Below are 12111 nucleotides of genomic sequence, written 5' to 3'. Positions count from 1 at the left end.
GCGTGGATGAGTGCCGCGACGAGGGAGACGGGCCGGAGGCCCGGCGACCGAGGAGAAGGTGCTCAGGTGCGTGCTGGGGCGGCGGCCAGCCGGCATTCGCCCTGCTGGCGGGACCTCTCAACTCTTGGCGACGGCAACCTCGATCCGGCCCGTCTCGGTCCCCTCGGTCGGCGGGTCATCGGCGACCACCAGGACCTCCGCCAGCGTCTCCCCCGCGATCAGGGCCTGGTGCTCACGGGCCGCTGCGCGGACGTCGGCCGACCCGTCGACCGCCAGCTGGATCCGGTCGGAGACCTCCAGCTCGGCATCCTTGCGGGCCTGTTGCACGGCTCGGATCACATCGCGAGCGAGCCCCTCCGCGGCCAGCTCGGCCGTCACGGCGGTGTCGAGCACGACGAAGCCTCCGCTCGGCAGCAGACCGGTCGCGGACTGTCCGTCGGACTCCGCGGCGACCGTCTCGAGGGAGAACTCACCGTCCTGCAGCGGCACGCCGGCACAGGTCACCACCCCGTCCTCGGCCACCGACCAGTCGCCGGCCTTGGCGCCTCGGATCACGCTCTGGACCTCCTTGCCCAACCGTGGTCCGGCCGCGCGGGCGTTGACGGTGAGCCGCTGCGTGACGTCGTACGACGACGCGGCGGGGTCGTCGATGTCGAGCAGCCGGACCTCCTTGACGTTGACCTCGTCGGCGACGATGCCGGTCAGGTCTGCCAGTCGGCCGGCGTCCGGGACGACGACGGTCAGCGCCGCCAGGGGCAAGCGGTTGCGCAGGCCGGCGCCCTTGCGCAGCGCGGACGCCGCCGAGCACACCTCTCGAACCTGGTCCATCGCGGCGACACCCTCGGCATCAGCCGGGAGGTCGGCGGCCAGCGGCCAGTCGGCCAGGTGGACCGAGCGCTCTCCGGTCAGGCCACGCCAGACCTCTTCGGTGGTCAGCGGCAGCAGCGGCGCCGCGGCTCGGGTGGTCACCTCGAGCACGGTGTAGAGCGTGTCGAAGGCGTCGCGGTCCAGGCCGTCGTCGGTGCCCCAGAACCGCTCGCGGGAACGCCGGATGTACCAGTTCGTGAGCACGTCGAGGAACGCCCGAGTCGAGTCGCACGCGTTGGCGACCTCGTAGTTGTCCAGCTGGCGCGTCATCGCCTCGACGTAGTCGTGCAGCTTGGCCAGGATGTAGCGGTCCATCGGATGCTCGGCGTCGGTGCGCCAGCCCGCGCTGTAGCCGGTCACTCCGGCGGCGTTGGCGTAGAGCGCGAAGAAGTACCACGAGTTCCACAGTGGGATGAGGACCTGCCGCACCGACTCGCGGATGCCCTGCTCGGTCACGATCAGGTTGCCGCCACGCAGGATCGGTGAGCTCATCAAGAACCATCGCATCGCGTCGGCGCCGTCGCGGTCGAACACCTCGTAGACGTTCGGGTAGTTGCGCAGCGACTTGCTCATCTTGTTGCCGTCCGAGCCCAGCACGATGCCGTGCGAGACGCAGGTCGAGAATGCCGGCTTGTCGAACAGCGCCGAGGCGAGCACGTGCATGGTGTAGAACCAGCCGCGGGTCTGGCCGATGTACTCCACGATGAAGTCGCCCGGGAAGTGGTGCTCGAACCAGTCCCGGTTCTCGAACGGGTAGTGCACCTGGGCGAACGGCATCGACCCCGACTCGAACCAGCAGTCGAACACGTCGGTGACGCGGCGCATCATCGACTTGCCCTCCCCGACCGGCCGCGGGTCGTCGGGGTTCGGGCGCACGAGCTCGTCGACGAAGGGACGGTGCAGGTTGTCCGGCCGCACCCCGAAGTCGCGCTCCAGCTCGTCCAGCGAGCCGTAGACGTCGATCCGCGGATAGGCCGGGTCGTCGGAGCGCCAGACCGGGATCGGGGAGCCCCAGAAGCGGTTGCGGGAGATCGACCACGGGCGGGTGTTCTCCAGCCACTTGCCGAACTGCCCGTCTCGAACGTGCTCGGGGACCCAGCGGATGTCCTGGTTGATCTCCAGCATCCGGTCACGGAACATGCGGGTGTCGACGAACCACGACGACACCGCCATGTAGATCAGCGGCTGCCGGCAGCGCCAGCAGTGCGGGTAGGAGTGCTCGTAGCTCTCTCGCCGCACCAGGACGGTGCCGGGCACGACGCTGCCGATCTCCCCCTCGCCGCGGGTGGCCGCCTTGAGGTGCCCGATGATCGGGACGTTCGCGTCGAAGACGTGCATCCCGGCGTAGTCGGTGATCGGGTAGGTGAACCGGCCGTCCTTGCCGACGGCGACCACGAGCTCGATGCCCTCGCGGTCGGTGATCACCTTGTCCTCCTCACCGTAGGCGCCGGCCGAGTGCACCAGCCCGGTGCCGTCCTCGGTCGTCACGAACGGCGCCTCGACCACCCGGTGCGCATGCGCCGTGCCCTCGAAGTAGGTGAACGGCGGGGTGTAGGCGCGCCCGACCAGGTCGCGTCCCTTCAGCCGCTCCACGACCGGCGCGTCCACGCCCAGCTCTCGTTCGTACGCCGGCAGCCGCGCCTCGGCCAGCAGATAGCGCTCGGTGGATCCGGTCGGCTGGTCCGACTCCACCACCACGTAGTCGATGTCGTCGCCCACCATGATCAGCAGGTTGGACGGCAGCGTCCACGGGGTCGTGGTCCAGACCAGCGCCAGCTCACCGGTCTCCAGCCGCATCCCGACGGTGACCGCGGGATCCTGGCGATCCTGGTAGACGTCCTCGTCCATCCGCAGCTCGTGGTTGGACAGCGGGGTCTCGTCGTTCCAGCAGTAGGGCAGGACGCGGAAGTCCTCGTAGACCAGGCCCTTGTCGTAGAGCTCCTTGAACGCCCATAGGACGGACTCCATGAAGTTCAGGTCGAGCGTCTTGTAGTCGTTGTCGAAGTCCACCCACCGGGCCTGACGGGTGACGTAGTCACGCCACTCCTGGGTGTAGGTCAGCACCGAGCGCCGACACTCCGCGTTGAACTGCTCGATGCCCAGATCGAGGATCTCCTGGGTCGTCTTCATGCCCAGTTGGCTCATCGCCTCCAGCTCGGCAGGCAGGCCGTGGGTGTCCCAACCGAACCGGCGCTCCACCCGACGGCCGCGCATGGTCTGGAAGCGCGGGATCAAGTCCTTGACATAGCCGGTGAGCAGGTGCCCGTAGTGCGGCAGTCCGTTGGCGAACGGCGGGCCGTCGTAGAAGACGAACTCGTTGTCCCCGTCGACACCGGAATCGCGGAGCTCGACGCTCGCCTCGAAGGTGTGGTCGCGCGCCCAGTAGGCCAGCACCCGCTCCTCGATCGCCGGGAAGTTCGGCGTCGCTGGAACGTGCTCGTGCTCACCGGACTGGCCGGTGGCGACCTTCGGGTAGGTCATCGCGTCTCTCCTGGTCGTCGTACGTCGTGCTCCTGCACGAGGACGACCCGACCGGGCCGCGGTACCACCTCGCTTGCCCCGACCGCCTGCGCGGCGGGACCGCTCGTTGCCGGCTGTGACGGGCCTACCCGTCCGGTTCTACTGAGCCGGTCTCATCCGAGGCCAGCTGTTCTTCCGGAGGCTCGCCGCTGATGACGGCTCGAACGCCTGTGTGAGCAAGGGTACGGCGCCGCACCCACTCCTTGCCAATCACTTCCCCTTGGAGTATGCCGTCTAGGGTTGCCGCATGACCACCGCCGCCTGGGGCTTCGGCCTGGCCACGCTCGACGCCACCGGCGCCGTGCTCGATCTCTGGGTCCCCGAGCCCCGTCTGGGCCAGCCGGACGCCGATCCGACCGCGCCCGAGGCGTTGGCCGGGTTGGCCACGCCCGACCCGGTGCGCAAGGTGACCCGGGAGGTGAAGCTGGTCGTCATCGCCGACCTGGCCGCGGCGCCCGAGTCGACCGAGGACGTCTGGCTCCGACTGCACCTGCTCTCCCACCGGCTGGTCCGGCCGCACGGATTGTCGACGGAGGGCGTGTTCGGGCTGCTCACCAACGTCGTGTGGACCTCGGCAGGGCCCTGCGCTGTCCCCGACTTCGAGGCGACCCGCGCGCGGCTCAAGGCGACCGGGCAGCAGGTGGCGGTGTACGGCGTCGACAAGTTCCCGCGGATGGTCGACTACGTGGTGCCCAGCGGGGTGCGGATCGCAGACGCGGACCGAGTGCGGCTCGGCGCCCACCTCGCGCCCGGGACCACGGTCATGCACGAAGGCTTCGTGAACTACAACGCCGGGACCCTCGGCACCTCGATGGTCGAAGGCCGTATCTCGGCCGGTGTGGTGGTCGGCGACGGCTCCGACATCGGTGGCGGCGCCTCGATCATGGGCACCCTGTCGGGAGGCGGCAAGGAGACCATCCGCATCGGCGAGCGCTGCCTGCTCGGCGCCAACTCCGGCATCGGCATCTCGCTGGGTGACGACTGCATCGTGGAGGCGGGCTGCTACGTCACCGCCGGAACCAAGGTGACCATCCACGACGAGACCGGTGAGACTGGCGTGGCCAAGGCGCTGGAGCTCTCCGGCGCGAGCAACGTGCTGTTCCGCCGCAACTCGGTGTCCGGCGCCGTCGAGGCCGTGCCCCGCAAGGGCATGGGGATCGCTCTCAACTCCTCGTTGCACGCCAACGACTGACCTCCGGGTCACCCGCCGCCATGAGACGACTCCCATGAGACGACTCCGCCTGATGTTCACGCTGCTGGTCGTGGTGGCCATCTTCGTGGTGGTGGGCGTGGTGGCGTGGCATCACAAGGACGATCTGCTGCCCTTCGCCGAAGGGTGTCATGCCGAGGTTGGCGGCCATCGGGTCGATCTCGACCTGGAGCAGGCCCAGAACGCCGCTCTGATCTCGGCGGTCTCGGTGCAACGTGGTCTCCCCCCGCGCGCCGCCACGATCGCGCTCGCGACCGCCTTCCAGGAGTCCAAGTTGCGCAACCTGGAGCACGGCGACCGGGACTCCATCGGCCTGTTCCAGCAGCGTCCCTCGCAGGGATGGGGCACCCGCGACCAGATCCTGGACCCCTACTACTCGATCAACAGGTTCTACGACGCGCTGGTGAAGGTCGACGGCTACACCGAGATGGAGATCACCGACGCGGCCCAGGAGGTGCAGCGGTCGGCGTTCCCGGGTGCGTATGCCGACCACGAGGCGGACGCTCGTGCGCTGGCGTCAGCGCTGACCGGCGAGACCACCGGCGGAGCCTTCACCTGCCAGATCCGCGACGACGCCGAGCCCGCGTCCACGAAGCTCAACTCCCGCGGTCTGACCCGGCGCGCGGAGACGGTCCGCAAGGAGCTCCTGGGCGTGTTCGGCGACGTGTCGTTGGGGGGCTTCGAGCCCGGCGGCGCGCGCTCAGGTCACATGACGGGCTCGGCACACTACGACGGTCGCGCCATCGACATCTTCGTGCGTCCGGTCTCGCCGGCGAACAAGCAGCGCGGGTGGGCGATCGCCGCCTACCTGGTCGCCCAGGCCGGCCGCCTGGACATCCAGCACGTCATCTTCGACAACAAGATCTGGACCGCCGGCCGAGCCTCTAGCGACGGGTGGCGCGCCTACCATGTCCCGTCCGGATCGAGCGGCAGCCGGGTGATCCTCGAGCATCGCGACCACGTCCACGTCGACGTCGCGCCCTGACCGGTCCGGCCCTGCTCCACGGGGTGCCTAGTCCGATCGGACTATCCAACCCTGACCGGATTCTCGCCTCGACCTCCGTGTTGCCAAGGTCCAATGGATCCACCCATCCGACCGATTCCCGAGTGAGGTCACCGATGAGCGGCTCCAATGTGTACACCGTCGGCTCTGCCCTGCGTCAGGCCGAGAACGACGACCTCTCCGTCAGCCTGTTGGTCGGCGGCGAGTGGTTCTCCGGCGCCGTCGCCGGACTCGACGGTGACGGGGTGATGCTCAGCTCGGTCGAGTCCGATGTGCTCGTCCGGCTGACCGCGATCTCCGCAGTGCGGATGGGCCAGGCGAGCGCTGCGGTCGCACCCGCTCCCGCACCCGTTGCTCCGGTCGCCCTCGCTCCGGTCGTGGAGCCTGTCGTTGAACCGGTCGCGGTCGAGGAACCCGTTGCGGAGGCGGTCGAGCCGATCCAGTCCGGCAAGCCCGAGCCGCTGGTCGTGGCTGAGCTGGAGCAGGTGGCAGCCTGCGACCCGGTGCTGGCGGCGGCCGAGGAGATCCTTGAGGAGGCGCATCTGAGTTCCGCCTCGGTCCAGTCCGACGACTGGCGGGCGATGCTGGTCTCGATCCGCGAGGAGGCCCGACCCGTGGTCGAGACCGAGAAGCGACGGGCCTGGAAGCTCGCGCGCTGAGTCTGACGCTGCCACGCCAGCCTCAGACTCAGATTCAGCCCAGCCGTTCCACGGCCGCACCGACGCGTTCGTCGGTGGCGGTGAAGGCGACCCGAACGTGCTCATGCCCGGTGGCGCCGTAGAAGGCGCCGGGTGCCACCAGGATGCCCCGATCGGCCAGCCACTCGACGGTCTGCCAGCAGTCCTCACCACGCGTGGCCCAGAGGTAGAGCGACGCCTCGGAGTGGTCGATCCGGAAGCCCGCGCCCTCGAGCGCATCCCGGAGCCAGCGTCGGCGTCGTGCATAGACCGTGTGCTGGGCTGCCACCTGCGCGTCGTCGTCCAGCGCCGCGATCATGGCCCGCTGTTGTGGGCCTGGCATCTGCAGCCCGAGGTTCTTCCGCACGGCCAGCAGCTCTCCGACCAGCGCCGGGTCGCCGGCCACGAAGGCGCAGCGGTAGCCGGCCATGTTGGACCGCTTCGACAAGGAGTGCACCGAGAGCAGGCCTTCGTGGGAGCCCCCACAGACGTCGGGGTGCAACACGCTGACCGGTGGGCTGCTCGGGTCCCACGAACATTCCAGGTAGCACTCGTCGGAGACCAGCACCGTGCCCCGGTCGCGGCACCAGTCGACCATCTTGCGTAGGTGCTCGACTGGCAGCACCCGCCCCGAGGGGTTGGCGGGTGAGTTGACGAAGAGCAGTCGCGGGCGCCGCGGTCCGATCGCCGTGAGGGCATCGGTGGCCAGCACCTCCGCGCCGACCAGCGCCGCTCCGACCTCGTAGGTCGGATAGGCGAGCTCGGGATGGACGACCAGATCACCGGGCCCGACACCGAGGTGCAGGGGCATGCTGCCGATCAGCTCCTTGCTGCCGATCACCGGCAGCACGGCGTCCAGGCCCAGCCCGGTCACTCCCCAGCGTCGGGCCAACCAGTCGACGGCCGCCTGGCGCGTCTCGGGCAGGCCGATGGTGAGCGGATAGCCGGGCGCATCCGCGGCCTCGGCCAACGCGGCCTGCACCACCACAGGCGTCGGATCGACCGGGGTGCCGACCGAGAGGTCGACGATTCCGTCGGAGTGCGCTCGCGCGCGGGCGGCGTACGCCGTCAGGTGGTCCCAGGGAAAGTCCGGGAGCCGCGAGGAGACCGAGCGGGCGGGGCCTGGCGGTGCGGTGCCTGGCAGTGCGATGTTCAGTCCTGGTTCTGCGGGGGCAGGCCTGCGACGAACGGGTGATCGTGGTCGATCTCACCCATCTTGGCGGCGCCGCCGGGCGAGCCGAGGTCGTCGAAGAAGCCCACGTTGGCGGCGTAGTACTCCTGCCACTCCTCCGGCGTGTCGTCTTCGTAGAAGATGGCCTCGACCGGGCAGACCGGCTCGCAGGCACCACAGTCGACGCACTCGTCGGGATGGATGTAGAGCATCCGCTTGCCCTCGTAGATGCAGTCGACCGGACATTCGTCGACACAGGCGCGGTCCTTGACATCGACGCACGGCTGGGCGATGACGTAGGTCACCAGATCCTCCTGAGGGAGCATGTGAAGGGCAATCGGGCTCAGCCTAGTATCCACCCGTGGGTGCGGCACCAGGACACGCGGTCGGTCGGCATGGACTCGGTGCCCACGTCGTCGGGCAACGAGTCGTCGTGCGCCATCTGCTGCCGGGCCAGACCGGTCCGTCCGGAGGGCCGGCCGTCACGGACGTGCTCGGTGTCTGTACGTCGTGGGACGACGACTCGATGACCGTCGAGCGGGCCGACGGGAGCGTGGTCACCATCTCGCGCCGCCTCATCGTCTCCGGCAAGCCGGTGCCGTCGCGGCCGTCGGTGCGCGGGCGCGTCACCCCGGCCGAGGCCCACGAGCGCGCCTTCGCGCAGTGGACCGACCTGACCATCGAGCGACTGGGTGGCTGGACCTTGCGTCGATCCGCCACCCACCCCAACCGACGGGCCAACTCGGTGCTGGCCATGACACCCGCCGAGGTGGAGGACCCAATCGCTCGAGTCGTGGAGTGGTACGCCGCGGCCGGGCGGCCGCCGATCGCCTGCGTGCAGCCCGACTCCGACGAGCACGACCGGTTCGTCGGGGCCGGCTGGCAGGTGCACCGTCAGGAGGCGGACACGCTCTTCTGCCTCGCCGGTGTCGCCGCAATCCGGCGTCAGCTCGTGGAGCTGCCTGACTTCGGGGTGCGCCTGGTGGGCTCCGGCGACCGGGTCGAGGCCCGGATCGGCGAGGACGCGCGCGGCCAGGCGGCGTACTCCCGCGACTGGATCGGCCTAGGTGGCCTGGAGGTGCGGCCAGAGCGCCGCCGACGGGGCCTCGGCCTGGCCATCATGGCCGCACTCCTCGACTGGGGCGCCGAGCACGGCACCACGACGGCGTACCTCCAGGTCGTGGCCGACAACGCTCCCGCCGTCGCCCTCTACGACCGGCTCGGCTTCACCACCCACCACGCCTACCGCTACCTGGCGCCGGGCGGATAATGCGTCCGCGGCCCGGGTGCGACCCGGGTAGACTGCCCGCCGTTCCTGCTGGGGCGTGACGACCCCCGACGAGCGGGGGCCGCGCGTCCGGCGAACCGACGAGAGGCCGGCGGCGTTGCCGGCGAAGGTGTGGTGGCACCGCGACCTAGCCCCCGCCCGCACCTCCAGGGCTCACTCGAGACCGGAGGTGAACCCCTGATGACCGACCCTGCCCGTCCCCACCGCAGGCTCGCTGCCGACCTACCCACCGCTCCGCCCGGGGACCTGGTCCTGCTCCAAGGCTGGGTGCATCGGCGCCGTGAGCTGGCCACGGTGACGTTCCTGGTCGTGCGCGACCGCACCGGCCTGGCCCAGGTCGTGCTGCCCGCAGACGCGGACGTCCCTCCCGAGGAGACGCCGGTCGAGGTGATCGGCACGCTGGTCGCCAACGCCCAGGCGCCCGGCGGCGTCGAAGTGACCGAGGCGAGGGTGCGGCCACTGAGCGAAGCGGCCCAGACTCCGCCGTTCGAGCTGTGGCGCCCGCACCTGTCGGCAACCCTGCCCGTGCAGCTCGACCACGCGGCGGTGGCGTGGCGCCACCCCGCTCAGCGCGCCCGATGGGAGCTGGCCGCGGCGAGCATCCGCGGTTTCCGCGGTGCGCTGGACGGGCTGGGCTTCACCGAGATCCAGACCCCGAAGCTGGTGGCCCAGGCCACGGAGTCGGGCGCGAACGTCTTCGAGGTCGACTACTTCGGGCGGCCCGCCTACCTGGCCCAGAGCCCGCAGTTCTACAAGCAGCAGATGGTCGGTGTCTTCGAGCGTGTCTACGAGGTCGGTCCGGTCTTCCGGGCCGAGCCGCACGACACCGTGCGACACCTGGCGGAGTATGTCTCCCTCGACGCCGAGCTGGGCTTCATCCGGGACCATCGCGATGTGCTCGCGACTCTCCGCGCCGCGTTGGCGGGGATGATCGGCGCTATCGAGCGGGAGGCCGCCGCTGCGGTCGACCGGCTCGACCTGACCCTGCCCGCGCTGCCGGAGGAGATCCCGGTGGTGCACTTCCGTGACGCGCTGCGACTGGTCGGTGCCGCCGAGGACGAGCCCGACCTCGCCCCCGACCACGAGCGTTGGCTGGGCGAGTGGGCGCAGGCCGAGCATGGCTCAGACTTCATCGCGGTCGAGGGCTATCCGATGGCGAAGCGGCCGTTCTACACCCATCCGCAGCCCGACGACCCACGCTGGTCCAACAGCTTCGACCTGCTCTTCCGAGGCCTCGAGCTGGTCACCGGCGGACAACGCCTGCACCGCCCATCGGAGTACGACGCCGCGATCTGCGCCCGCGGCGAGAACCCGGCCGACTACGCGTCGTACCTCCAGGCGTTCCGGCACGGCATGCCACCACACGGTGGCTTCGCCATCGGGCTCGAGCGCTGGGTGGCGCGACTGGTCGAGGCGGCGAACATCCGCGAGGTCACCCTGTTTCCCCGGGACCTGCATCGGCTCGGTCCGTAGGCGGGCTCCCGCTGGTCGGGCCGCTGCCGCGGTCTTCGTGCGTCTCCCGCGGTCTTGTAGTGGCAAAGTGCCCGGTATACCGGGTCCTCAGCCACCACAGCACCGCGGCAGATGGGTCACGGCCACCACAGCACCGCGGCAGATGGGTCGGCGCCGCTACTTGCAGATCACCGTGTCGGAGGGGATGTAGTGGGTGTGGAACTTCTCCGAGCGGACCACGTCGGTGGAGCCGGGCTTGCGGAAGTAGCGCCAGACGTTGATGTCGAAGCCGCCGTATCCGGTGTTGGGGTAGCAGTCGGCGGTGTCCAGCACCCGGGTGGCCGGTGAGGTGAGGTTGTAGCGCTCGCCGGTCTTGGTGCCGATGTCCCAGTACTTCGTCGACCACATCGAGACCGTGACGACACCTTGGGCGGTGGGTGTGGACGGGGTGACGTGCGCTTCGATCAACACGCCGTAAGGGGTGTCGTTCTTGAACTTCAGGTCGACCGTGGGCCAGGCGACGGTGGCCTCGCGGCCGACCGGATAGCGGTCGATGTAGAACGAGTGTGGCTTGTGCTCGATGTCTTCGAGGCCGGCGAAGAACATCGCATTGAAGGTCGTGGTGGCCATCTGGGAGACGCCGCCGCCGAGGTCCTCCTTGAAGATGCCGTTGCTGATGATGAACCCCTCGGTGAAGCCGTTCTCCCGGGTTCGTTCACCGACCACGCCGTTGAGCGAGAACACCTCGCCCGGCTTCAACACGGTGCCGTTGACGAGTTGAGCCGCGCGGCCGATGTTGACATTGCGATACTCGGCGTAGGGGTAGTAAGTCGTGAAGCTCGACACCTTCTCGGTGATCTTCAGCTTCCTGGCGTCTCGGGTGGTGAAGTCCGGCTCGGCCACGGTCGACTTCACCGCCGCGGTGCGCTTGCCGGCGGGTTGGTCCACCACCGAGAGCAGGGCCGTGGCGACGTCGTCGGGGTCGTAGGTCACGCCGGGCTTGGCGGGGACCACCTGTGGCTCGCCGTCGACCAGGGCGACGGTGGCATCGACTGGTGCGCCAGGCTCACCGACCTCCTCGTCCACCAGCGCCTGCAGCTTCTTGGCGTCCACCCGGGCGGTCAGGGCGCCGTCCTCGACGACCACCTCCAGCGCTCCGGTGTAGTCGGCCGGCCGCAACACCACCGGCGACTTGCCGAAGCGAAGCGTGACCGGACCTGACACGGCTGGATTGGCGAAGGTGTCGACGAACTGTTGCGCGTCGTCGTCGGAGACGTCCGGGTCGGTCTCGACCAGCGGCATCTCGGCGACCGGATCGTCGGCGAGGAACGCCTGCACCAACGCCTCGCGGCCGGTCTCCGGGTCGATCGCCTCACCCTCGACGGCCGAGGTCGTCCGGATCCGGGTGCCCCGAAAGACCACGCCGGCATCTCGAGGAGGGGTGCCGAGCTGCCCGGTCACCTGGTCGAGCGCCTTGTCCATGGCGCCGTCGTCGACCTCGACGACCGCATCCAGGTCGGCGCCGTCGGTGTAGTAGTGCCACAACCGGGAGGGTGACCAGCTGGCTCCGCCGCCCGCGGCGGCGACCGAGGCGTCGTAGTCGACGCTCAGGCCGGCCTTCGCCGGGTCGACCTGTGTCTCCTGGTCGCCGACCTGGGCAGTGATCGGCCGGTCCACCAGGTCCGCGAGACCGTCCTGCAGCGCGGCGACGGCGTCATCGGGCGCCAGTCCCCCGAGCTCGACTCCGGCCACGGTGGTGCCGCGTGGGACCTTGTCGCCCGCGGCGAAGTGGGCGACCGCGTAGGCGCCGCCGAAGAGGACGAGCAGCCCCAGCACCAGCAGCACCACGACCCAGCCGCCCTTGCGGTCGGGCCTGCCTCTCGGCGCGTCGGCGGGGTCCTCCCAGTCGGCCACCGGGTCATC

At 69.8% G+C, this 12111-nt stretch carries 9 protein-coding genes; 5 read left to right on the top strand and 4 right to left on the bottom strand.

The window, feature by feature from the left end; genetic code table 11:
* Positions 1-117: 117 nt before the first annotated feature.
* Positions 118-3348 (bottom strand): isoleucine--tRNA ligase, encoded by a 3231-nt coding sequence (ileS, locus tag QM714_RS19170; RefSeq protein ID WP_415102932.1) that lies wholly within the window; start codon positions 3346-3348, stop codon positions 118-120.
* Positions 3349-3634: 286 nt separating this feature from the next.
* On the opposite strand from ileS, the gene dapD reads away from it, so the two are divergent.
* From dapD to QM714_RS19155, 3 genes are all read left to right on the top strand, one after another.
* Positions 3635-4579 (top strand): 2,3,4,5-tetrahydropyridine-2,6-dicarboxylate N-succinyltransferase, encoded by a 945-nt coding sequence (gene dapD, locus QM714_RS19165; protein WP_415102931.1) that lies wholly within the window; start codon positions 3635-3637, stop codon positions 4577-4579.
* Between the two features lie 34 nt (positions 4580-4613).
* Positions 4614-5582 carry a hypothetical protein gene (locus QM714_RS19160; protein ID WP_415102930.1) on the top strand — a complete coding sequence of 323 codons (969 nt, stop codon included), beginning with the start codon at positions 4614-4616 and terminating at the stop codon, positions 5580-5582.
* Positions 5583-5716: 134 nt separating this feature from the next.
* The gene (locus QM714_RS19155; RefSeq protein ID WP_415102929.1) at positions 5717-6259 is read left to right on the top strand and encodes a hypothetical protein; all 543 of its coding nucleotides are present in this window, start codon (positions 5717-5719) and stop codon (positions 6257-6259) included.
* Positions 6260-6293: 34 nt separating this feature from the next.
* On the opposite strand, the gene dapC is transcribed toward QM714_RS19155, so the two are convergent.
* Positions 6294-7421 (bottom strand): succinyldiaminopimelate transaminase, encoded by a 1128-nt coding sequence (gene dapC, locus QM714_RS19150; protein ID WP_415103067.1) that lies wholly within the window; start codon positions 7419-7421, stop codon positions 6294-6296.
* A gap of 8 nt (positions 7422-7429) precedes the next feature.
* A complete protein-coding gene (fdxA, locus tag QM714_RS19145; protein ID WP_415102928.1) occupies positions 7430-7753 on the bottom strand; it encodes a ferredoxin in 324 nt (107 codons plus the stop codon).
* A gap of 56 nt (positions 7754-7809) precedes the next feature.
* On the opposite strand from fdxA, the gene QM714_RS19140 reads away from it, so the two are divergent.
* Together QM714_RS19140 and aspS are read left to right on the top strand one after the other, a co-directional pair.
* A complete protein-coding gene (locus QM714_RS19140) occupies positions 7810-8718 on the top strand; it encodes a GNAT family N-acetyltransferase (RefSeq protein ID WP_415102927.1) in 909 nt (302 codons plus the stop codon).
* Positions 8719-8916: 198 nt separating this feature from the next.
* A complete protein-coding gene (gene aspS, locus QM714_RS19135; RefSeq protein WP_415102926.1) occupies positions 8917-10209 on the top strand; it encodes an aspartate--tRNA(Asn) ligase in 1293 nt (430 codons plus the stop codon).
* 156 nt (positions 10210-10365) lie between these two features.
* Here the strand turns inward: aspS and QM714_RS19130 are convergent, their stop codons facing one another.
* Entirely contained in the window at positions 10366-12102 is a 1737-nt protein-coding gene (locus QM714_RS19130; RefSeq protein WP_415102925.1) for a VanW family protein, read from the bottom strand.
* Positions 12103-12111 lie beyond the last annotated feature (9 nt).

Origin of the sequence: Nocardioides sp. (assembly GCF_047602075.1) — a bacterium.
Lineage (GTDB): Bacteria > Actinomycetota > Actinomycetes > Propionibacteriales > Nocardioidaceae > Nocardioides.
This window is presented reverse-complemented; position numbering and strand designations above follow the sequence as displayed.

What these genes read in the sequence shown, in the direction of transcription:
- ileS (WP_415102932.1), bottom strand. Translation starts at nt 3,348, where the DNA reads ATGACCTACCCGAAGGTCGCCACCGGCCAGTCCGGTGAGCACGAGCAC.
- dapD (WP_415102931.1), top strand. Translation starts at nt 3,635, where the DNA reads ATGACCACCGCCGCCTGGGGCTTCGGCCTGGCCACGCTCGACGCCACC.
- QM714_RS19160 (WP_415102930.1), top strand. Translation starts at nt 4,614, where the DNA reads ATGAGACGACTCCGCCTGATGTTCACGCTGCTGGTCGTGGTGGCCATC.
- QM714_RS19155 (WP_415102929.1), top strand. Translation starts at nt 5,717, where the DNA reads ATGAGCGGCTCCAATGTGTACACCGTCGGCTCTGCCCTGCGTCAGGCC.
- aspS (WP_415102926.1), top strand. Translation starts at nt 8,917, where the DNA reads ATGACCGACCCTGCCCGTCCCCACCGCAGGCTCGCTGCCGACCTACCC.